Source organism: Sciscionella marina DSM 45152, assembly GCF_000379465.1.
In the GTDB taxonomy this organism is placed as follows: Bacteria; Actinomycetota; Actinomycetes; order Mycobacteriales; family Pseudonocardiaceae; genus Sciscionella; species Sciscionella marina.
In genome coordinates, this window is record NZ_KB905381.1 from 79061 (window position 1) to 100922 (window position 21862).

Annotated in this window: 21 protein-coding genes; 16 read left to right on the forward strand and 5 right to left on the reverse strand. The window is 65.1% G+C overall.

Annotated elements, in window-relative coordinates; genetic code table 11:
• Nucleotides 1-19 precede the first annotated feature (19 nt).
• A complete protein-coding gene (locus tag A37U_RS49375; protein WP_169526826.1) occupies nucleotides 20-847 on the reverse strand; it encodes a FadR/GntR family transcriptional regulator in 828 nt (275 codons plus the stop codon).
• Nucleotides 848-1079: 232 nt separating this feature from the next.
• Here A37U_RS49375 and A37U_RS0106305 point away from each other — a divergent pair, with 232 nt between their 5' ends.
• The 5 genes from A37U_RS0106305 to A37U_RS0106325 all read left to right on the forward strand — a co-directional run bounded on the left by A37U_RS0106305 (nucleotide 1080) and on the right by A37U_RS0106325 (nucleotide 6467).
• The gene (locus A37U_RS0106305; protein WP_020495770.1) at nucleotides 1080-1502 is read left to right on the forward strand and encodes a cobalamin B12-binding domain-containing protein; all 423 of its coding nucleotides are present in this window, start codon (nucleotides 1080-1082) and stop codon (nucleotides 1500-1502) included.
• Between the two features lie 18 nt (nucleotides 1503-1520).
• Nucleotides 1521-2933, forward strand: a complete 1413-nt coding sequence (locus A37U_RS0106310; protein ID WP_020495771.1) for a phenylacetate--CoA ligase family protein — start codon at nucleotides 1521-1523, stop codon at nucleotides 2931-2933.
• On the forward strand, nucleotides 2930-3874 hold the full coding sequence (gene meaB, locus A37U_RS0106315; RefSeq protein WP_020495772.1) for a methylmalonyl Co-A mutase-associated GTPase MeaB: 945 nt from the start codon (nucleotides 2930-2932) through the stop codon (nucleotides 3872-3874). Before A37U_RS0106310 ends, meaB begins: the two co-directional genes overlap by 4 nt.
• Before the next feature lie 17 nt (nucleotides 3875-3891).
• Nucleotides 3892-5595 (forward strand): methylmalonyl-CoA mutase family protein, encoded by a 1704-nt coding sequence (locus tag A37U_RS0106320; protein ID WP_020495773.1) that lies wholly within the window; start codon nucleotides 3892-3894, stop codon nucleotides 5593-5595.
• 140 nt (nucleotides 5596-5735) lie between these two features.
• Nucleotides 5736-6467 carry a FadR/GntR family transcriptional regulator gene (locus A37U_RS0106325; RefSeq protein ID WP_020495774.1) on the forward strand — a complete coding sequence of 244 codons (732 nt, stop codon included), beginning with the start codon at nucleotides 5736-5738 and terminating at the stop codon, nucleotides 6465-6467.
• Nucleotides 6468-6616: 149 nt separating this feature from the next.
• On the opposite strand, the gene A37U_RS42525 is transcribed toward A37U_RS0106325, so the two are convergent.
• Both A37U_RS42525 and A37U_RS0106335 read right to left on the reverse strand, forming a co-directional pair.
• A complete protein-coding gene (locus A37U_RS42525) occupies nucleotides 6617-7585 on the reverse strand; it encodes an alpha/beta hydrolase (RefSeq protein WP_020495775.1) in 969 nt (322 codons plus the stop codon).
• Nucleotides 7582-8394: an SDR family NAD(P)-dependent oxidoreductase gene (locus A37U_RS0106335; RefSeq protein WP_157182657.1), complete on the reverse strand. Its 813-nt coding sequence runs from the start codon at nucleotides 8392-8394 to the stop codon at nucleotides 7582-7584. The genes A37U_RS42525 and A37U_RS0106335 overlap by 4 nt, the downstream gene beginning before the upstream one ends.
• A 244-nt stretch (nucleotides 8395-8638) precedes the next feature.
• On the opposite strand from A37U_RS0106335, the gene A37U_RS0106340 reads away from it, so the two are divergent.
• From A37U_RS0106340 to folD, 9 genes are all read left to right on the forward strand, one after another.
• Complete coding sequence (locus A37U_RS0106340; RefSeq protein ID WP_020495777.1) at nucleotides 8639-9784, forward strand: LLM class flavin-dependent oxidoreductase; 1146 nt, start codon at nucleotides 8639-8641, stop codon at nucleotides 9782-9784.
• A 77-nt stretch (nucleotides 9785-9861) separates the two neighbouring features.
• A complete protein-coding gene (locus A37U_RS48115; RefSeq protein WP_157182658.1) occupies nucleotides 9862-10470 on the forward strand; it encodes a TetR/AcrR family transcriptional regulator in 609 nt (202 codons plus the stop codon).
• Between the two features lie 88 nt (nucleotides 10471-10558).
• Complete coding sequence (locus A37U_RS0106350; RefSeq protein ID WP_240437501.1) at nucleotides 10559-11092, forward strand: flavin reductase family protein; 534 nt, start codon at nucleotides 10559-10561, stop codon at nucleotides 11090-11092.
• The gene (locus tag A37U_RS0106355) at nucleotides 11089-12198 is read left to right on the forward strand and encodes a 3,4-dihydroxy-2-butanone-4-phosphate synthase (RefSeq protein ID WP_020495780.1); all 1110 of its coding nucleotides are present in this window, start codon (nucleotides 11089-11091) and stop codon (nucleotides 12196-12198) included. The genes A37U_RS0106350 and A37U_RS0106355 overlap by 4 nt, the downstream gene beginning before the upstream one ends.
• A gap of 141 nt (nucleotides 12199-12339) precedes the next feature.
• Nucleotides 12340-13233: an AraC family transcriptional regulator gene (locus A37U_RS0106360; RefSeq protein WP_083933245.1), complete on the forward strand. Its 894-nt coding sequence runs from the start codon at nucleotides 12340-12342 to the stop codon at nucleotides 13231-13233.
• Nucleotides 13234-13404: 171 nt separating this feature from the next.
• Nucleotides 13405-14187 (forward strand): phytanoyl-CoA dioxygenase family protein, encoded by a 783-nt coding sequence (locus A37U_RS0106365; protein ID WP_157182659.1) that lies wholly within the window; start codon nucleotides 13405-13407, stop codon nucleotides 14185-14187.
• Between the two features lie 140 nt (nucleotides 14188-14327).
• Nucleotides 14328-14684, forward strand: a complete 357-nt coding sequence (locus A37U_RS42535; RefSeq protein ID WP_157182660.1) for a nuclear transport factor 2 family protein — start codon at nucleotides 14328-14330, stop codon at nucleotides 14682-14684.
• Between the two features lie 199 nt (nucleotides 14685-14883).
• Complete coding sequence (locus tag A37U_RS42540; protein WP_063712758.1) at nucleotides 14884-15501, forward strand: TetR/AcrR family transcriptional regulator; 618 nt, start codon at nucleotides 14884-14886, stop codon at nucleotides 15499-15501.
• A gap of 1389 nt (nucleotides 15502-16890) precedes the next feature.
• Nucleotides 16891-17742 carry a bifunctional methylenetetrahydrofolate dehydrogenase/methenyltetrahydrofolate cyclohydrolase FolD gene (folD, locus tag A37U_RS0106380; RefSeq protein WP_020495785.1) on the forward strand — a complete coding sequence of 284 codons (852 nt, stop codon included), beginning with the start codon at nucleotides 16891-16893 and terminating at the stop codon, nucleotides 17740-17742.
• 10 nt (nucleotides 17743-17752) lie between these two features.
• Here folD and A37U_RS0106385 read toward each other — a convergent pair whose 3' ends face one another.
• Nucleotides 17753-18535 carry a VOC family protein gene (locus tag A37U_RS0106385; RefSeq protein ID WP_020495786.1) on the reverse strand — a complete coding sequence of 261 codons (783 nt, stop codon included), beginning with the start codon at nucleotides 18533-18535 and terminating at the stop codon, nucleotides 17753-17755.
• Nucleotides 18532-19776, reverse strand: a complete 1245-nt coding sequence (locus A37U_RS42545) for a PucR family transcriptional regulator (protein WP_157182661.1) — start codon at nucleotides 19774-19776, stop codon at nucleotides 18532-18534. The genes A37U_RS0106385 and A37U_RS42545 overlap by 4 nt, the downstream gene beginning before the upstream one ends.
• Here A37U_RS42545 and purU point away from each other — a divergent pair.
• Both purU and A37U_RS48120 read left to right on the forward strand, forming a co-directional pair.
• Complete coding sequence (gene purU, locus A37U_RS0106395; RefSeq protein ID WP_240437502.1) at nucleotides 19775-20776, forward strand: formyltetrahydrofolate deformylase; 1002 nt, start codon at nucleotides 19775-19777, stop codon at nucleotides 20774-20776. The genes A37U_RS42545 and purU overlap by 2 nt on opposite strands.
• The gene (locus tag A37U_RS48120) at nucleotides 20769-21827 is read left to right on the forward strand and encodes an NAD(P)H-dependent oxidoreductase (protein ID WP_083933250.1); all 1059 of its coding nucleotides are present in this window, start codon (nucleotides 20769-20771) and stop codon (nucleotides 21825-21827) included. The genes purU and A37U_RS48120 overlap by 8 nt, the downstream gene beginning before the upstream one ends.
• Nucleotides 21828-21862 lie beyond the last annotated feature (35 nt).

Sequence of the window (21862 nt, forward strand, 5' to 3'; positions counted from 1 at the left end):
ATCACCCCGGCGGAGATGGTCACTGATCATCCGCAGCCCCTTGTTCGTGGTCAGCACGGTATCGCGGAGTACCGCCGTTGGCTCGCCGGTGGCCAGGCACGTCTCGATGAAACCGATCACCTCCTCCAGTGTGTCGGCGGCAATGACTTGCTGGTTCTGGTGCCTGGTCATCGGTCGGTTCTCCTTCGCCTGGCAGTGTCGATGTGGTCCCGGTGTAGAACTGGTGGACGTGCTGCGCGAGGAAGGCGGCGGCTTCGGTTGCTTGCCGTGCACCGATGAGGGCGAGTAGGTGAGCGTGCTCGCCGGCCAGCCGTTGTGCTGTTGCTTCCCAGTCGTCTGACTGCTGGAATGCGTTTGTCATCCGGTCTTGGATCGGGATGGCCAGTCCGCCCAACAGCGATTCCTGCAGCCCCCCGGCGGTTTGTGCGAGCCGGAGATGGAAGGCCGTGTCCAGTTCGCTGAATCGGGTAGGTGTCAGAGACGGTTGCCGCATCCTGACCACGAGCCGATGGAAGTCCCTGAGGTCGTGCGCCGCGGCGGTGGCCGATGCGGCCGACGCGGAGGCGCGTTCGACAGCAATCCGGACGCCGAGCAGGTCTTCGTCGTTGATGGGGAGTCGACTCAGCAGGACTAACCGCAGAAGCGTGCTGATGCTTTCAGAACCGGTGCGTTGTAACAACCGCGTCCCATCCGGGGACGGTTCGCTGGAGACGAGGCCGATGGCGCTCAGGGTGTCGAGCGCGCGCGTCACGCTCTGGCGACTGGTCCCGAGTTCGGTTGCCAGTTCTCTCGCTGTCGGCGCATGGGCACCGGGGTGTGGGTTGGCGCGCAGGATCCATTTCGCCACGGCCGATGTCGACTCTCGAGGTGAGGAGACTCTGGGTATACGTGTGGCCTCGCCAGGCGCGGTTGGCATGGTCGCTCCTCACGTCGGTGTGAGTGTGTCGAGGTTCGACTCGTGTCCATTCTGACGCTAGCAAGATAATGGTCTGACCGCGATATCTAAATGACCACTTGTGCGATGAGACCAAACAGATCTATGGTCTGACCAAGACACGGTATGGCCAAAAGGAGTTGCTGTGGACATCAGCGTGGAGGAGCCGATCCGGGTGATGCTCGCCAAGATCGGGCTCGACGGTCATGACCGTGGAGTCAAGGTTGTTGCGCGTGTTTTGCGTGACGCGGGCATGGAGGTCATCTACACCGGTCTGCACCGCTCGCCAGAGCAGGTGTTGGAGGCTGCGGTCCAGGAGGACGTCGACGTTCTGGGAGTGAGCCTGCTGTCAGGGGCACACATGCCGATCTTCACGAAACTCTTCGAGCTGATCGGACAGTTGCCGGAGGCCCCGCGGTTCGCGATCGTCGCCGGAGGGGTCATGCCGGATGAGGATGAGCTCGCGCTGCGCGAGATAGGCGTCGCCGAGATTCTCGGGCAGGACACGCCGCCCGAGACGGTGGCCGATGTCGTGCGCAAACTCGGCGTTGCAGCCGCGGCCCGCTGAGTCGAGGGGAGCACCGCGATGGAGCAGTGGACCTGGCCGCCTCGGTACGACGAGGATTACCGTCCGGTCGACGACAATCTTTACTGGTTCCCTCGGCGCGAGACCATGCCCGCCGACGAACGGGACGAGCGGATCATCGAGCGTATCCGCGAGGTCATGACCTACGCCTGGGAGAACGCACCGTTCTACCGTCACAAATGGGAGGCCGCGGGGATTCACCCCTCGGCGATCCGCTCGCTCGAGGACTTCGAGAGGGTCCCCGTGGTTCGCAAGGATGAGCTGCGCGCCGACCAGCTGGCGCACGAGTCGTTCGGCAGCTACCTCTGTGTGCCGGAGCCCGAGGTCAAGCACGTGAACGGGACGTCGGGCACCACTGGCCGGCCGACGGCGTTCGGTGTCAACGAGCGCGACTGGCGCAGCGTCGCCAACGCCCATGCCCGGGTCATGTGGGCCATGGGCATTCGTCCCGCCGACACGGTCCTCGTCGCGTCGCCGTTGAGCCTCTACTGGGGCTCATGGGGCGCCTATATCGGTGCCGAGCGCCTTGGCGCCCGGGTCTGCCCGTTCGGGGCGGGCCAGAACGGGCAGACCAAGCGCACGATCGCCTGGATGCGCCAGATGGGCGTCACCGTCTTCTACGGCACACCGTCCTACGCACTGCACCTCGCCGAGACGGCGAGATCGGAGGGAATCGATCCGGCGTCGCTCGGACTCACCCGGATGTTCTTCTCGGGCGAGCCTGGTGCCAGCGTGGCCTCGGTCCGGGCGAAGCTCGAGTCGACGTTTGCGGCCTTGGTCTACGACTCCGGGAGCATGGCCGAGGTCAGCCCTTGGATGCACCTGGGCGCCGGGCAGGACGAATCGGGTGTCTTCGCTTGGCAGGACCTGGTTTACACAGAGGTCTGCGATCCGGCCACGCTCACCAGAGTGCCGTACGGGGCCGAGGGAACCCCGGTCTACACGACGCTGGAACGCACGAGCCAGCCGATGATCCGGCTGGTCTCCAACGACCTCACCCGCTGGGAGGCCCCGGATGCCAGCCGGGGGCGCACGTACCCGTTCCTGCCGAAGGGGATCTACGGGCGTATCGACGACATGTTCCTCGTCCGAGGCGAGAACATCTACCCCAGCGCCATCGACGACGTACTGACGGCCGAGGCCGACTACGGCGGCGAGCACCGCATCGTGATCACCCGGCAGACGGCGATGGACCGGCTCGCGGTCCAGGTCGAGACTCATCCGGGCCTGGCCGCTACCGAGCACAGCGCATGGGCTGAGCGGCTGTCCTCGCGGCTTCGGTCCGTGCTCGGCGTCGGAGTCGACGTGGTCGTGGTCTCCCCGAACACGTTCGACAGGACGGATTTCAAGGCTCGCAGGGTGATCGACGATCGAACCCTGCTGCGCGAGATTCAAGGCGGCGGTGCGGCGTGACCGCCATCAGTCCCCTCGCCGAGCGGGTCGTTGCGGGCGAACTCCCCGCGCTCGCCCGTGCGCTGACCTTGGTGGAGCGCCGCCGGGATGGGGTGAACGAGCTGCTCGCCGACCTGCACCGCCGTACTGGCGGAGCTCAGGTTCTCGGGGTCACCGGACCTCCGGGAAGTGGAAAGTCCACGCTGGTCACCGGGCTCACCGCCGAATACCGTGCGCGCGGACGCACAGTGGGGGTGATCGCCGTCGACCCGTCGAGCATCCTCACTGGTGGCGCGATCCTTGGTGATCGGATCAGGATGACTGGTCTCGCTGGTGACCCCGGCGTCTTCATCCGCTCGATTGCCACGCGTGGCGCGCTCGGCGGCCTGTCGCGGGCGGCCTTGGACGCGATCACCGTGCTCGATGCCGCGGGCAAGGACGTCATCGTGCTGGAAACGGTCGGTGTCGGCCAGGCCGAGGTCGACGTGCTGGCCGCGGCGCAGACCGTGGCCGTGGTCAGCGTGCCAGGGATGGGCGACGATGTGCAGGCCATCAAGGCCGGTCTGCTCGAGATCGCCGACGTGCACGTCGTCAACAAGGCCGACCGCGACGGCGCGCACAAGACGGTTGCCGAGCTTCGCGAGATGCTGAAGATGACACCGCGCACCGTCGTTGGCTGGAATGTTCCGATACGGCAGACCACCGCTGCCACGGGCGACGGGGTGGCGCGGCTTGCCGACACCTTCGACGAGCACCGGGCTTGGCTCGACACGAGCGGTGAGGGCGGGGTGCGCGAGCGGCGCAATGCCGGGACTCGCATTCGCTGGATGGCCGAGGAATTCGTCATGCGTGGCCTTCGCCCGGGCGCCCCGGATTTCGATACGGCGGTCGCGGCCGTCGTCGGCCGCAGGACCGATCCGGCTCAGGCAGCGCGGGAACTCGTTCGGGCTCTGTGCCCGTAGACGACAGGAGTATTGAGATGACCGATATCGAACGAGAGGGACGCTTTGTGGACGAGGACCTCGTCCGGCACATCGAGGCCGACCTCGCCGACTGGGAAGGCAACGAGCTTGCCGACTTCCTCGAGCGCGCCCCGGAGTCGAAGGACGAGTATCGAAGTGGATCCGGCATGCCGGTGCAACGCGTGTACACCCCGGCGGACCTGTCGGGGCGCTGGGACGAAATCGGTCTGCCCGGCCGTTTTCCGTACACGCGCGGGCCGTACCCCACGATGTATCGCGGCCGGACCTGGACGATGCGTCAGATCGCTGGCTTCGGACAGGCGGAGGAGACCAACCAGCGCTTCCGCTACCTGATCGCGCAGGGTCAGACGGGGCTGTCGGTCGATTTCGATATGCCAACCCTCATGGGTTTGGACTCCGATCACGCGATGAGCCTCGGTGAGGTGGGCCGGGAGGGCGTCGCCGTCGACACCCTCCCGGACATGGAGGCGTTGTTCGAGGGAATCGACCTCGAACGGATCAGCGTGTCGATGACGATCAACCCGTCGGCGTGGATTCTGCTGGCGATGTATGTTGCCGTTGCCGAGGACCACGGCCTTGATCTGAACAAGCTGTCCGGGACCATCCAGAACGACATTCTCAAGGAGTACGTGGCGCAGAAGGAGTGGATCTTCCCGGTCCGCTCCAGCATGCGAATCGTGCGGGACACCATCGTCTACTGCGCCGAGCACATGGCGCGGTACAACCCGGTCAACGTCAGCGGCTACCACATCAGTGAGGCAGGAGCGAACGCGCAGCAGGAGATCGCCTTCACCATGGCGATCACCAAGGCGTATATCGATGACGTCGTCGCGACCGGCGTCGACATCGACCGGTTCGCGTCCCGGCTGTCCTTCTTCTTCGTCAGCCAGGCCGATCTGTTCGAGGAAGTGGCGAAATTTCGCGCGGTGCGCCGCTATTACGCGAAGCTGGTGCAAAGCTACGGGGCGGCGAACTCGAACTCCATGCGGCTCCGCTTCCACGCCCAGACCGCAGCGGCCACGCTGACCAAACCGCAGCCGCTCAACAACATCGTTCGGACCGCGCTCCAGGCCCTCTCCGCGGTGCTCGGTGGCGCGCAGTCGCTGCACACCAACGGGCTGGACGAGGCATACACGATCCCGAGCGAGATGGCTATGAAAGTCGCGCTGCGCACGCAGCAGATCCTGGCCGACGAGACAGGTGTGCCGTCGGTGATCGACCCGTTGGGCGGCTCGTACTACGTCGAGAACCTCACGGATCGGCTCGAACGGGGTATCGGGGAGTACCTGCGCAAGGTGGACGAGATGGGCGGTGTCATCGCCGCCATCGAGCAGGGCTACTTCCAGCGGGAGATCTCCGACACCGCTTACGACTACGCCAAGCGCAAGGGCAGTGGCGAGCGGCCCGTCATCGGTGTGAACAAGTACGTCGACGTCGACGAAGACCAGCAGATCGAGGTGCACAAGCTCGACCCGGAGTCGGAGGCCCGCCAGGTTGCCCGGCTCAAGACGACGCGCGCCAACCGCGACCCGGTCCGGGCCGAGAAAGCGCTGGCCGACTTGCTCGCCGTAGCGAGGGACGACGCTGCGAACCTGATGCCCGCCACGATCGAGGCCGTCAGGGCTCATCTGTCCATGGGTGAGATCACCGGTGCCTTGCAAGGAGTGTTTGGTTCCTACACCGAGACCCCCGTGTTCTGAGCAATCCTCCTGGCGGACCTGGTCAGACCGCATGTGCGGACTTATCGCGCGTGAGGTCTGTATGTAGGATCGCCTGAGGAGGTCGTGATGCGTGTTCACAGGTATTCGGGAGTGCGCCGCCACCGAGAGGGGGCTCGCTGATGAGCGCGGAGAGTGGCTGGTCCCCCATTCAGAAGGTGCGGACCCATGAGTTGGTCCTCGCGCAGATCCAGGAGAAGATCCTGGGTGGAGAGTTGAAGGTCGGCGCCAAGCTGCCGAGTGAAAGGGAGCTCGTCGACGCGCTCGGCGTCAGCCGCAGCAGTGTGCGAGAGGCCCTGCGAGTGCTCGAAACCTTGGGGGTGATCGACGCGCAGGCAGGATCGGGGCGCGACTCTGGCTCGGTGGTCTCGGCTCGGTCCACGCAAGCCCTGGGCAATCTGCTGCGGTTGCACGTCGTGCTGGCGGGCATCGACCTCGAAGACCTGATCGATGTCCGGGTGCAGTTCGAACGACATGCCGTGGTGGGGGCGGCGGAGAATCGGTCGCAGGCGGACGTGGCCGGTCTGCGCTCGTCGGTGGAGTCGATGCGACCGAACGGTGTCTCGTCGGTGGAGTTCAACGAGCTGGATACCGAGTTTCATGTGAGCGTGGCGCGCGCGTCCGGCAATGAGCTGGTCGTCACCCTGATGCAGGCATTGCGGGACGCGATCAAGGCGGAGATGGTACGGGCTTTCACCGAGGTCGAGGACTGGCGCTTGGTGGGACAGCGCCTTGTCGGCGAACACGCGGCGATTGTCGACGCGATCGAGGACCGGCGTGGAGCGGACGGAGCCGACATGGTGGAGGACCACATCCGGGCCTTCTACCGTGATCAGCTTGCCACGCGCCACTGAGCGAGTGCCGTGTCTTGGCCGCGAGGATCCGGCGCGTCTCGTTGATGTCGACCGACAGCGGTCCGGCCAGTGCCATTCCCTCCGGTGACCTCCGCCCCCGCAGCAGCGGACGACGAGCCGCCGCTCCGCCGTGCTGGTCACTGCCCGCATCATCCCTCCACCGAGGGAAGAACGACCGAAGACCGTGAGTGCGCCAGGAGAAATCGGTCTGATCGGGAGACCGCGGCAACCGCGGCCGGGAGGCCGGACGACTCGAAGCCGTGCTCACCACCAGGCACGACCTGGAGTTCGACATCCACGTCGGCTGCGAGCATGTGGCACGCGAGGAGCACCGAGTCGTCGAGGAGAGCATCGGCGCTGCCGACGGTCAGCAGGCACGGCGGGAGTCCGCGCAGATCTGCGTAGCTCGGGGAGACCTCGGGATTTCGCCGCTGCGCAGGATCCGCGACGTACTGTGCGTAGAACCAGTCCATCGCTTCACGGAAGATGACGACTCCGTCCTCTTGGAGCGGGAGCCGGGTCGCGTCGTAGTTGCCATAGAAGAGGCTCGCGGCGCGGAACGCACCAGGATGGCTGGCGTGGACGCGGACGAGTGTGGACACCGCCAAGCTCGCGCCGGCTGACTGACCGGTGATCAGCAGCCGGTCCGTACCGAACTCGGCCTGAGCGTTCTCGATCAACCAGCGCGCGATCGCTTCGCAGTCGTCCAGTCCCGCCGGGAAGGGGTGTTCCGGTGCCAGCCGGTAGTCAACGCTGATCACGGTCGCACCGATGACGTCGGCCATGCGCTCCAGCGCCGCATCCTGATATGCGGCGCCGCCGAAGACGAACCCGCCGGGGTGAAAGTGGAGTACGACCGCGGACGGTGTGGCCGCGTCCACGATCCGCGCGTGCACCGTCGACGAATCGGTGACAATCGAGCGGGTGCGTGCCCTTGGCGAGCGATAAGAGTCCGCCCCGGCATCCATTGTGGATCGGAGTGCCGAGGCGGATTCGGGAGGAAAGGACCAGCCGCCGCTCGCCAGTGCGGAGCGCATCGCTTCGTTGAATGTCCCGGCAGCCGGGTCGGCCGCGGCCGGGTCGAGGCCGCTGAGGTCGAGCTTGTACTTGTTGGTCACCGTGCGGCCTGCCTTTCTGCCATGAAGCGAAGGTCCGGGTACCCCGTTGTCGCCCAGGCGCCGTCGACGATCAGGTTGATCCCGGAGACGTAGGAGGCCTCCCGGGAGGCCAGGAACGCCGCGGCCGCCGCGATCTGTTCGGGTTCGCCCACAGTGCCGAGCGGGATCCGCTCGAGGTATGCGTCGCGTATCTCGTCCACTGCCAGCCCAGCCTGCGTCAGCGGCGTCCGAGTCAGACCGGGGGAGACCGTATTGACCCGGATTCCCGCTTCACCCAGTTCAAGGGCGCCGCACTGCGACAACATCGCGACGCCGGCCTTTGTCGCGCAGTAGGCCGAGCCCATGTGCATGGGGACGATCGAGTTGAGTGAGGCGACGTTCACGATCGCACCACCGTGCCCCTGGGCCAGCAGCTGCCGCGCCTCGTATTTCATCCCGAGCATGACGCCGGTGAGGTTCGCGCCGAGGACGTTGTCCCAAGTCGCTCGGTCCATCTCGACGATGCGCTGCACGTTCCCGATGCCTGCGACATTGAAGCCGACGTCCAGCCGGCCGAACTTCGAAAACGCGGTGCCCACCGTCCGCTCGACATCCGTCTCGACGGTCATGTCGGCGTCGAGCGCCACACAGCGCTCGCCGAGTTCGTCGGTCATGGCGTGGAGCCGGTCGGAATTCAGGTCGGCGATCACCACCGCGCCACCTTCACCGACGAACATTCTCGCCACGGCGGCGCCGATTCCGGATGCTCCGCCGGTCACGACGGCGACTTGGGTCTCGAACCTCGCCACAGCTCGCGGCTCCACCTTCACGCTGACCTCCTCGGCTGTGAGATCCGGTCCTGCCTTGCGCGGTGACCAGCAGACCAAGGCAGTGTGGTTGGTTGTAGAACATTATGTCAACTCTATGATCACTATATCTTATTCACAGTCAAAAAGACTTGAAATAAGTCAAAATGTCTTTTTGCTTGACAGTGTGTCTACCGAGTGTCAATACTTGCGAATACCGGGTGTGGTGCACGGCAGAGAACGGCCCATCCACAGTGAGGAGACAGCGATGCGCATCGGGCTCACGATGTACTTGCAGAACTATGATGATTGGGGCCGTCACCTGGCCTTGGAGGCGGGGGAGGACGCGCCCGCGTTCGAGCCGAACACCGACGCCTCGATCTGGGCTGAGGAGATAGACGCGATACAACTCGTCGAGGAACAGGGGTTCGACTCGATCTGGACGGTCGAGCACCACGTGTCCCCCTACACGATGGTCCCGAATCCGTTACAGCTGCTGAGTTTCGTCGCCGGCGCCACGTCGCGTATCGACGTCGGGACGATGGTCGTGGTCGTCCCGTGGCACAACCCGCTTCGCGTCGCGGAAGACATCACGATGCTCCAGCATCTGCTGCGCGGGCGGCGAGTTTTTCTCGGTATGGGCAGGGGGCTTGGCCGGCGCGAATACAAGGCACTCGGCGTCGACCAGAACGAGTCCCGCGAGCGGTTCAAGGAGGGCGTCGAGGTCATCAAGCTTGCGCTCACGCAAGAACAGTTCTCCTACGACGGCGAGATCCATCACTACGATCGCACCATGATGCGTCCGCGTCCGCGCGATGCGCAGCAACTCGTCGACGATCTGTGCTTCTCGTGGGGAAGCCCGACCTCGGCGCCGATCGGCGCTTCGCTCGGGCTGCGGCCGCTCATCATCCCGCAGAAGGCATTCGAGGAATACCACGCCGATCTTGCCGCCTTCGGAAAGGCGCGTGCGGAGATCGGCCTTGCGCCCGTGCGTCCGCGGATCCATTTGCACATGTACTGCGATGCCGACGAGGATCGTGCCCGCGAGGTCGCGACACGGACTATCGGTCAGTATGCCAACTCGGCGAGCCTGAACTACGAGCTGGCCGGGGCCCACTTCAACGAGCTGAAGGGCTACGAGCACTACGCGCAGATGGGTGCGGTTTCGCAGGATGCTGTCGACAAGGCATGGATCGACAACTGCATCTGGGGTACCCCGGATCAGTGCATCGAGAAGATCACCAGGCTCTGCGAGGTGTTCCACCCGGCGGAGTTCATGCTGACCGGGCGATTCGGGAATATGCCGCGGGCGGTGTCGGCTCGTAGTCTCGACCTGTTCGCACGCGAGGTGCTGCCGGCCGTACACGAGATCAAGGAGCAGGAGCCGATCGGCTACGAGACGGTGGTCTCGTGACAGCGATGTCACCCACAAGCCGTCGCTGCGTGGGTGGTGAGCGGGGGCATGCGCCGCTGCGGATATCATCGGCTTTGATGGCCGGTCCAGATTCGTTACGGGAACAGAAGCGGACTTTCACACGGTCCCGCCTCGTCGCCGCTGCCCGAGAGGTGATCGAGCGAAAGGGCTACGCCTCCGCGACGGTGGACGACATTGCGGCGGCGGCCGGCGCGAGCCGTGCCACCTTCTATCTGCACTTCGCGAACAAGGACAGCGCTGTCGCCGAGATCGTGGCGGAGGTAGGGCGCTATGCGGTGGAGCGCTACCGTGCACTGGACGAGCTCCTGACGTCGGCACGACCAGACCGGCGAGACCAGCTGCGCGCCTGGTTGGCCGACTGGTTGGAATACTGGCGGGGGACCGCCGACCTTCAGCACGCGCTCTCGACCGCGGTCTCCATCAACAGGGAGATCGAGCGTCAGATGCTGGATATCTCCTCCGTCACCCTGATCGAGCAACTCGAAGGATTCCTCGGAGCCCAGCCGTCCTCGGAACGCGCACGGATCAAAGACAGGGCAATAATCCTGGAGACGATGACCAGCAACGTCTTCGCCCAAGCCAGCCGCGACCTGATGCCTGCGACCGACGATGCCGTTGTCGATTACCTGACCGAGACGTGGGAAGCACTGTTTCTAGCGCGGTGATGTGGCGTGCCGCATGCCGACCCTGATGTTCTCGCTGTCGCGGGCTGATCGGCGTTCGGGTTCCCGCCAGGCGGGGCCGTGCAGTCGAATGATCTTCGACGGGGAGAACTGTATGAATATTCCACCTCTTGACGAGACTGACCTGCGGCGTGTTTACGGCACCTTCCCGACCGGCGTCGTCGCGGTCTGTGCTCAACGTGACGGTGCGCCGGTCGGTATAGCAGCAAGTTCGTTCATTCCCGTTTCACTGAGTCCGCCGCTGGTGGCGGTTTGCGTGCAGCACACTTCGACGACGTGGCCGCTTCTCCAGGACCGTCCCCGCCTGGGCCTCTCGGTCCTCGCATCCGCTCATGAGCAGGTTTGCCGCCAGATAGCCGCCAAGACCGGTGATCGCTTCGCTGGGGTGGATACCGTGACGAGCGACGGTGGTGCCGTTCTCTTGGCGGGTGCTCTCGCCTGGCTCGAATGTTCGCTCCACGAGGCCGTTCCGGCAGGAGACCACGATGTGGCACTGCTGCATGTCGAGGCGGCACGGATCCACGAGGATGTCGATCCGCTCGTTTTTCACGGCAGCCGCTTCCACCGGTTGTTCCGGCCGTCGGCCACCGCGAGTGCACAGTGACCGCCACCCGGTTTCGCGAATCGCGGTCGCTCCGGTCGGCGGTCGCGGACCTACGCGACGGCCGACCGGTCATCGTGGCCGATGACTGCCTCGCCGGGGGCACCTACGACGTGGTCCTGCCCGCAGCGCTGTGCGACCGGAAGTGGACGGCCTGGATCGTCCGCCACAGCTCCGGTCTGCTCTGCGCACCGCTTACCGCGGACCGTGCCGACGCGCTCGGTCTGCCACCGATGGTGTGGTGCGGCGCAGATCGCCGTCACGCGACTTACACCGTCTCGGTAGATGCCGCGCGGGGCATCACGACGGGAATCAGTGCCGCTGATCGCTCCCGCGCCGCGCAAGTGTTGGCGGATCCCGGCGCAATGTCCGAGGACCTCACCCGGCCCGGGCACCTGCTCCCGTTGCGTGTCGTGCCGGGAGGTGTGCTCGAGTTCCCCGGCCAGGCCGAGGCCGCGGTCGATCTGTGCCGTCTGGCGCGCCTACCACCCGTAGCACTGGCCGCCCGGCTGGTGGTCGACACCGGCGAGTTGGCCGAAGCTGATGACAGCGCCGTACTCGCACACGAGACGGGGCTACGGGTTGTACACCTCACCGACATCATCTCCCATCGGCTGTACTACGGCGACGGCGAACGCGGGCGAGTGAGTCGGGTGGCGACGTCGCACGTAGCCACCCGGCACGGCGAGCTTCAGTCTGTCTCGTATCGGGACGAAGTGACCGGCGCCCACCACTTGTGCCTCATCGGAGAAAGTAGCGACGCGAGCCCGACAGTGTCGGTTCACGCCGAATGCGTCTCCGGCCAGGTTCTCGGTGACACGAGCTGCGGATGCGGGAGCCATCTCGAAGCTGCGGTAGAAGACGTGGCCAGAAGCGGCGGCGCTCTGGTCTATCTGCGCCAGGCTGCGGGGCGAGACACCGCGAACGATCGCACGGAGTCCGACGCGGGCGCGACTGGTGCAATCCTCGTTGAGCTGGGCTATTCAGCGGTGCGACTGGCACCTTGTGGCTTCTCGCCCAGTGACGTCGAGCGGCACGATCTGATCGTCCTGCCGGCACTGTCGCCATTCGGTGTCGCCGCCCCCTTTCATACCCAACCGTCGCCGTGAGGCATGCGCAGGCAGGGCGGCGTACGCTCGTCGTCCGCGGGAGCCGGATGATCGCCACCGTGTCGCGGTTGACTGCCTGTCTGTTTATTGTGTGTGTGGCGATGGTGTTGGTGTGGTTTTTGTTTGGCAGGGAGGGTGCGAATGTCGGTTGTCTATGAGCATCTTGAGTCGCTTTATCCGTTGGGTTGGCGGTGTTTTCGGATCGAGTTGCCTTGGCTTCCGCCGCGTAGTCACGTTCATCCTGAGTTCGAGTTGACGTGGACTGTGCGTGGATCGGGCACGCGTTTGGTTGGGGAGTCGGTCGAGCAGTTCGAGTCTGGTGATCTGGTGTTGATAGGTCCGCATCTGGTCCATACACATGCAACGGTCCCGGAGAGCGGGCCGGTGGAGTTGATCGTTGTCCAGTTCACGAGGGACATTCTTGGTGAGCGGTTCTTCGATCAGCCGGTTTTCGCTGAGGTTGCCGCGCTGCTGGATGCTTCGACCGGCGGGCTCAGATTCGCCGAAGCGCCCCCGATGCTGGCGACCCTTGATGATCTTGCGCCCGCGGAAAAGACCGTCGCGCTGCTGGACATCCTCGTGACCCTCAGCCGGGGACCCTACGTTCGGCTCACCGCAGGGCAGCCGTCGTCTGTCACCACCAGTGTGCTCCGGATCGAGACGATCGTGGCGTATGTACACCAGCATTTCTGCTCGCCGATCACGTTGCCTGACATCGCCGATGCGGTAGATATGAACCCGAGTGCTGCGAGTCGGCTGTTTTCCCGATCGACCGGCTTCACCCTTACCCGGTTCATCACCGTCGTGCGGCTCAACGCCGCATGCCGCCTCCTGCAAGACACAGACCTGCCGATCGCGACCATCGCATCCAGATGTGGCTTCGGGAACCTTTCGAACTTCAACCGGCGATTCCGCGAGGTCAAACAGACCACACCGAAAGCACACCGCGCGTTGCTTCATACCGGTCGCGCAGGAACAACCACCCAGGAACACCTCCCCGATGGGAAACGAGCCGCGGCATTCTTCGCGGGATGACCGGACCCCGGAAGTAGAAACCCCCACGGGCATGTGGCAACACCGCGGAACCGTTCCACACGTGTTCGGCGACAACGCTCTGCTGGATTCGTCCGCCCCAGCACTAGGTGAAGGTGTGTGCGGAACCGACTACCAGTCGACGACCGGACGATGGTCTGTTATCTTGGCGGTATGAATGAAGTAACGACTCTTGAAACGGTGAACCTCGATGGCGTCGCTGCCGCTCTTGAGCGCGACGGGTTTGCCGTGGTGCCGGATGTGCTGTCGCCGGAGGAGGTCGATGGGGCGGTGGAGCGGCTTTGGGCGGCGAGCGAGGAAAGTCGGCGCAGGGGTAACGCGAGTCATGTCCAGGATGTTGATCCGAACGCGAGCAATGTACGGGTGTTCAACCTGATCGACCTTGATCCGTTGTTCGGTGAGCTGATCCAGCATCCAGTCGCTGACGCGATTGTGGAACGCTGCCTTGGTAGCAACTATGTCGTCAGCAACTTCACCGCCAACATCGCGCGTCCCGGCAGCGGATCGATGATGATCCACTCCGACCAGGCCTCGGTGGTACCGGAACCGTGGGCGCAGCCGTGGGCGATCAACATCATCTGGTGCCTGTGCGACCTCCGAGGCGAGAACGGTGCCACCCGACACATCCCCGGCAGCCACCAATGGGCATCGACGAACGAGATGCCAGACGAGCTCGAACCGCTCCTCGTACCATTCGAGGCGCCAGCCGGGTCGATCGTGGCAATGGAAGGCCGGGTCTGGCACACCTCCGGTGCGAACATCACCGAAAACGAGGACCGCCCACTCGTATTCGGCTACTACACAACACCATTCCTACGACCACAATGGAACTTCAGTGCCGCCCTACAACCCGAAACGCAAGCACAATTCACTCCGACAATGCGCTACCGACTAGGACTCGACCCCTGGCTCAATGTAGCAAAGCCGCCCAACTAAACCCGCTCACCACCGATGACTGACCTTCAAACGAACACACAAAATAACGCAATCGTTTTCCGGCGGCCGTTCGCCGAGGAACTGATTCGATCGGAGGGGAAGTGGCCTCAGTAGCGTCGCGTACCGACCACACCGCGATCGTGGAACGAGTGGTCGAAGCATACAACAGTTGTGATTTCGAGACATATGCGAGTTTCCTGACCGAGGACGTGTACTTCTGCCATCACAACCGCTCGCCTGAGTACCGTGGCCGCGCCGAGGTGATCGCCATGCTGCAGGAGGAGGCCTCGACCATGTTCTCCGATCGAACACTCCAGTCGGCTAAGCGAATCGTTCAAGTCGATGATCTCGTGTTCCGTGAGCAGTGGTGGACTGGCACCGCGAAGGCCGACCTGCCCGGCGTCTCGCTGGCAAAGGGCGACACGATTTCGCTGGAGTTGTGCAGCGTGTACGTGTTCAGCGGCCCGAGGATCGCGGAATACCACGAGTACGGCTGAACGAGCATCTGATTGGGCGTCTCCAATCCAAGGGTCCGATCTGTACCGAGAAACGTAGCCGACGGCGCGCTGCCGGTTCCCGGTTCCTGTCGCCGCACTGAGGAGGAGACCGGCCGGTGGGAGCATTGACTCGGGCGATCAGGAACACATTCTTCCGGTGATCGTCCGTTCCTGACCGACGGTCTTGTAGAATTTTTCCATGCCTGCGTCGAATGACAGTCTCAATACACGCCACGTCGCCGAAACTCGGGCGGCGTTGGTCCGAGTTGGACGGGAGATGTTCTCCACGGTCGGCTACCATGCGGCGAGTTCCGACGAGATCGTCACTCGGGCACGCGTCTCGAAAGGCGCGATGTACCACCACTTCAAGTCGAAGCGGGAACTGTTCGAGGCCGTTGTCATCGAGGTGCTCTCCGAGTATGGGACTCGCCTGTCGAAACCCAGGATCAAGGGCGCCGACGACTGGGTCCGACTAATTAAGCTCGCGTTGCGGTATCTCAAGGCAGCCTCCGCCGACGACGCATTTCGGCAAGTGGTTCTGATCGACGGCCCCGTAGTGCTCGGTTGGGTGCGGTGGCGGAAGATCCAGTGGGAGGTGGGCCCGGTTGGGTTCGAGGCAGCGTTGGAAAATTGCATGGCCCGTGGCCTAATAGAACCCGCGCCGTCGAAAGCACTGGCGCACACAATCATCGCAGCAGTGAGCGAATCGGTCATGTTCGTCGCCTATGCCAACGATCGTGAGGTGGCCCGGAAAGAGATGGAGGGTGTGGTCACTACGCTGATGAACGGCTTCCGGATCCGCCCACCTCAAAACTGACGGTTTGCGGAAGGCACACCCTGCCGCAGTGATTACCGCAGCGGGCACTACCTCCGGGTTCTGCCAGGTGAAGACTCGTTGTCTCGAGGAATTCGCACAGACCCGACCAGCGGTCCTCGTCGGCGGTGGCCTGCTTTCCGGTACTCGGCAGCCAGCCGAACGGGGCAGCCGGGCGTGGGATCGGCGTGCGCTGGGGATAGAGCAGGACCGATCGTCGTCACGGTAAGCGCGGTGCGGGATGCTTCGGTGAATCCTTCGAGGATCCACCCGCTCGGACGCGCGACCGTCGACGTGAACTTTCCGGCGGCCCAGTTCGCGAGGTCTCGACGGCTATCCGAGACGCAAGCAGGTGTCGCGGGTCGTGCTTGCCGACCCCGCTTCGGTGGTCGCGACCAGCCGTGTCGACCGGTGCGGTCGTGAGTCAGAGGAACACCCACGATGTGTCAGGCTTGACCCGTTGGGAGACCGGCGTCAGCGTCGGAACGCGAAGTGCGTCCTGATTTGTGCCTCTGCTTGGTCAGATGCCATTGAGGGGCACCGGCATCACCGGCAACCGTGCTGTCCGATTCGACTGGCTATCGGATCTTATGGTCAGGTTTCTTGGGTCTGCGGCGCATTGGAGCCCTCCTGGACTCCGGCTGCAGAGCGCACATAGCCCCCGGGCGCGGTGACGATTCTGGAACGGTACTGGCGCTTCGTTACTCGTCGACGATGCCATGGTGGCCGGGAGTTCGGCATTCGATGGAGACGCACCATGGTGCCGGCTCGTGGGCCAAGACTGGTTGCCGTGCGGGTCGCTGGGATTGCGGACAGCTCATCGGAGATAAAGCCATCGAGCTTCGCCATCAGGTAACAGGTGGCAGCTGGTCAGCCTCACTGCCGGGACTCCCGTTTCGTGGGCGAGTGCGGTGTTCCCGATGCCAGGTACGGAACGGGCCGACCATCATCGTGATCTCCGGTGCTCTGAATCGCGCCGCGAGATGTTGACTTCCGGGCAGCCGCGCGCTCTGGGTGCGATCGCGAGACCAGATGCACTGAGGCGTGTTTTTGTATTGGAGCTCTCGCGCGACAACTGAAATCGTCGATGTCGCTTGGGCCGGAGGTGGACATGATCGAGGAGCTGTCGTCGGAGGGATCCAGGAATGCTGTGCCGCCGTTGACAGGGCCCGGGGCGCGTACGGAATGGGACTGCCTGGGTCACTGGACGTGTCTTGCGGCGCCTGTTGGGGGATTTCTACCGTGTTCGTGCCCCGCTTCGGCCGTAGGCGGGCGGCCGGGATCACTCACGCCGTACCGGCCGGTGGCGACGGCCTCCAATCGGCTGTGATCAGCGAAGGCTTTCGGCCGTACGGCTTCGACAGTGCAGACCACAAAGGACGGTGAATTGGCATGACCGCGAGAATCCTCGACGGTAAGAAGCTCGCTGCAGAGATTCTCGATCACACCCGCGAGGAGGTGGATCTATTTCGTGAACGGACCGGGTCGGTCCCCGGACTGTCGACCGTCCTCGTCGGCGACGACCCGGCTAGCGAGGTTTATGTCGCGGGCAAGCGTCGAAAGGCCACAGCTGCGGGCATGGCCGACTTCCACCAACACCTGCCCGCAACGGCGACGGAGTCCGAGGTGGCGGCGATGCTTGAGGAGCTCGCGGCAGATTCGCGCGTGTCCGGGATCCTGCTGCAGCTCCCGCTGCCTGGTTACCTAGATGCAGCGTCGCTCGTCGAGCGCATCCCCGCCCACAAGGACGTCGACGGGCTGACAACGGCGAGCGCCGGTTTGCTCGGGCGGAAGTTGCCAGGCCTGCGCCCGTGCACACCGCAGGGAGTCGTCGAGTTGCTCGACGCCGCCGCGATCGACGTGGCGGGACGGCGCGCCGTCGTCGTAGGCCGGTCGATGCTGGTCGGTGCTCCGCTAGCACAAATGCTGACCCATCGCGACGCGACCGTGACGCTCGCCCACTCCCGCACCAAAGACCTGGTCGGGGTCACCCGCTCCGCCGACATCCTCGTCGCTGCGGCCGGAGTCTCCGGCCTGATCACCGCTGCACATGTCGCGGAGGGCACGGTCGTTGTCGACGTCGGGATCCACCGCACTCCGGACGGTTTGGTCGGTGACGTCCGGTTCGACGAGGCGCGCGAGCGTGCCTCATGGATCACCCCGGTTCCCGGTGGCGTCGGGCCGCTCACGATCGCGATGGTTCTGCGCAACACCGTGCAGGCCGCGCAGTATGCCGCCGACTGAGCAGGACGGGTCACCGGGGACCCATGCCCGACAGACCACCGTGCCCGGCGGTGCCCGGCTGAGCCAACGAGCGCCCGTCCCACAGCCCGAATAGCCCTCCCCACGAGTCCTGCAGGAGCGCGTACTCACCGGTTGGGCTGGGTGATCGGGGCACGACGACCCAAGCGCCGAGCGCGGTCGCCCGGGCGATTCCGCGGTCGACCGTCGGATAATGAAAGTACGGCAACCACTGCGCGGGTGTCGCCGGTTCCAGGAACGACGTCATGTCGAGGATTCCGGCGACGTGCGTGCCGGCTGCGCTCAGCATGATGTAGTCCGACGGTTCGTCGGGTAGCACGTCGGCCCGCAGATCGAGCGCGGACGAATAGAACGACGTGGCGTCGGCGACCTGCCGGGTGTAGAGGTCGGCGAGTACCACGTCGTGGGTGCCGGGGTCCCGGTGCCCGGTTCCGACCGACCACAGCTCGAACAGTGCCCCGTCGGGGTCCCGGATCCGCAGCGCTCCGTCATGCGATCTGGCCGACTGCACTACGGCGCCCGCCGCCGTGCACCGCTCAAGCGCGGCCGGCACGTCTGCCACGGCGAAGCCCACGATCCAACGGGAGACGTCTGAGGGGTGTGAGTGAGCGATCCGCTGCCGGGCGGTCGGGAGCGTCGAGTCGCCACTGAAGGCGGCGGCACGTGGGCGTCCGGCGAGTGCGGAGTAGAAGTCGTCGGCCGAAGCCGGGTCGGGCGAATCGAGCCGCAGCGAGCACATCGTCGTCCTGGCCACTGCGTACCTCTCGGTGTTCATCCGATCCTTCCCTCATTCCGTGCGGTGCTCGCTCCCGGGGGCCGGTCCCCGTACCGGGTTGCGATCCAGAAATGCATCCGTCCATCGAAGGTGTCCGGACTCCACCCTGTCAGTTCGGCAATCATGTTGAGTCGGTAGCGGAGGGTGTTGCGATGGACGAAAAGGCGTTCGGCCGCACGGGACGCTGAGCAATCGGAATCCAGGTAGGTGACCAGCGAGTGGACGAGTTCGCTGCCCGTCCGCTCGTCGTGCACGGTCAGCGGCTCCAGGGCGCGCACACCGAACTCCCGCACTGGCACTGTGTCGGCCGATCCCAATAGAAGGTAGCCCAGGTTGAGCGGACGGGCATGATGCAGCCCGGCAACCGACGCCGCCTCGCGCGCCTGGTGGTAGCTCATCGCAAGCGAGACGGGATCCGACACCATGGGGCCCACCCCGACCGAGGCGTCCGGGTCCGCGGCCCGCAGGTGTTCCAGCAGCATGCCGGCGATGGTCGGTACGGGATCCGCGCTGGGCACGACCAGGACGAGGTCGTCGTCGACGGTAGCGCGGACGTACGGGTCGCCGCGGCCGGCGAGGAGCGAGTGGAGGTTCCACGGACGGCTGCGTAGCCTGGCTCCGGACAATGTGGATCGTCCAACCAGGACGGAGTAGCTGATCTGCGGGCCCGGCTCGATGCCGATCGTCGAGAGCCGTTCCCGAGCCTCCTCGCCAAGGCTGCGCCCGCGGAAGACGTCCTCGAGTATCTGCCCGGCCCGTTCGCGTCGACCTGTCAGCAGCGCCTGCAGCCGGGCGAGCTCCAACGTTGCCAGGTGCGAGGCCATCCGGAAATAGGTCCGGTCCGCCTGTTCGGGCGAGACGACCAGCAGCGCCACCACATCACCCTCCAGAACGACAGGGAACAGCGCACGTGGCGGGGTTCCCAGCTGCTCCACCCCGGGGCGCCACGACCGCAGATCCTGCAGCGGCCACGGGGCGCGGCTCGGTACCGACGCCAGGAGGCTGCCACGGACGTCGACGAAGGCGGCCGGAGCGGAGGTGACGCGGCGCAGGACGGCCAGCACACCAGCGAGACCGGCGCCGTCGGTCAGCGCGCGGCACATCGCGAGCAGTTCGTCGGCTTCGCTCACGCCCACATGATCCTCCCTCTGCCCACATGCCGTCACCTGGGGCGAACGGATGCATTCGGTTCTTGTCGTCAATCGTTCACGTGAACGACGGCAGTCGGAGGTGTTGGGCATGTGCACGATGCGCCGGCTCGTTCCCGACCGCGACAGTGTCAACCGACACCGCCGACGAGATGCGCTCGCTCGGCAGCCGACCCCAATGGCGGACACGGTCATGAAACAGAACTCTTCGGGCTCCGCGGTGACGAACGCGGCAACCCGACGTTGTGCACGAATGCGGATTCGAGTCACCGGTGGCGACCGCCCCGGTCTCGTCGCCACCCTGACGGGCGTGTTGCACGAGCAGGGGGGCAACATTCGCGAGTCGAGTCAGTTCAGCACAGACCCGGACGACGGTGCGTTTTTCCTGCGCATGGTCGTTGACGTATCGCATGACACCGTCGATGCGTTCTCCGAGCGGGTCCGGCAGGTCGTCGCCGAGCTGGGGATGACCTGCGAGCTGCGATCCGCGGATCGGCGCAAGCGGATGGTCGTGCTCTGCTCGACCGGTGATCACTGCGTGCTTGACCTGCTGTGGCGGACGCAGACCGACGACCTCCATGCCGACGTCCCGCTCGTCGTGTCCAACCACGACAAGCTGCGCACGCCGGTGGAGCAGTTCGACGTGCCGTTCTACTACGTCCCCGCGGACCCCACCGACCGGAGCCGTTCGGAACGGCGGATCCTTGATCTGATCGGGTCGGCCGACGCCGACGTCGTCGTGCTGGCGCGCTACATGCAGATCCTCAGCGAGGATTTCCTGCAGCACCTCGGCGTCCCAGTCATCAACATCCACCACTCGCTGCTTCCGGCGTTCGTCGGCGCCCAGCCATACCGGCGGGCGTACGAGCGAGGCGTGAAGATCATCGGTGCCACCGCCCACTACGCGACCCCCGAGCTCGACGCAGGTCCGATCATCGCCCAGGGCGTCGAGAACGTCGGGCACACCGCAGATGCCGCCGCGATGGCGAAGCTCGGTCGCAACGTTGAGCAGACTGTGCTGGCCCGGGCGGTCCGGCTGCACGTCGACGACCGTGTGCAGGTCCACCGCAATCGGACGATCATCCATGTCTGAGCCATCCGCGGTGCGCGGCGCCGAACATATCCTCATCGTGTTCTGTCATCCGCTGGCCGACTCCTTTGGGGCTCGGCTGTTGGAGGAGTACACGACCGGGCTTACCGAGTCAGGTCGCTCCTACGAGGTGGCCGACCTCTACGCCGAGGGCTTCGATCCGGTCTTCCACGCCGCGGATTACGTGCAGTTCGAGGGCGGCCCCCTTCCCCAACGGCTCCTGGAGGAACAAGCGCGGGTGGAGCGGGCGGACGCGATCGTCGTCATCAGCCCGCTGTGGTGGCTCGGTACGCCCGCGATGCTGAAGGGCTGGTTCGACCGAGTCTGGAGCAATGGCTGGGCCTACGAGTTCGCGAACGACCCGGAGGGCAGCCTGCTGCCCCTGCGGCCTTACCTGTTCCTCATGACGACCGGTGGTTCGGCCGGCAGTTTCGACCGCCGCGGCTACGCCGACGCACTCGATGCGCTCATCCGGGGCGGAATCCTCGGATGGTGCGGTGTGAGTGAGTCGAGCGTCGTTCTGTTGCACGACACGGGGTTCGACGTCGAGACGACCGGCGCGCACCTCGATTTCGCCCGCGCCACCGGTGCCGGAGCCACGGTGGTCGACCGCGCCCCGTCTCCCGATCCGGCGCGCATCACCGTCCTGAACCGTCCGCTGCCGGCACGAACACGAAGGAGTCCTACCGCGATGGATGCTCAGACCGCCATTCGCTCTTATTGCGACGCCTGGGTCGCGAAGGACAACGCCGGGATCGCGCAGCTGTTCGCCGAGGGAGGAGTCTTCGTCGACCCGCTCCATGAGCGTCCACTCATTGGCCCGGACGACATCTCACGCACGAACCAGTCCGCTGTCGATGAGCTAGACGACGTGCACATCGAACTCTTCATGGTGCGGGGCGCCGGTGACTGTGCCGTTGCCGAGGGCCGGATGACCGCGAAAGTCATCGGCGGCGGCGCCCTGGATTTCGAGTTCGCCATGGTCGCCGAGACAGCCAATGGTCTGATCACCCGGCTCACCGAGTACTTCGATACCTCTGCGCTGCAGTCCTGATCTGCGGCCGCCACCCCGACCACCCGACTCTGGAG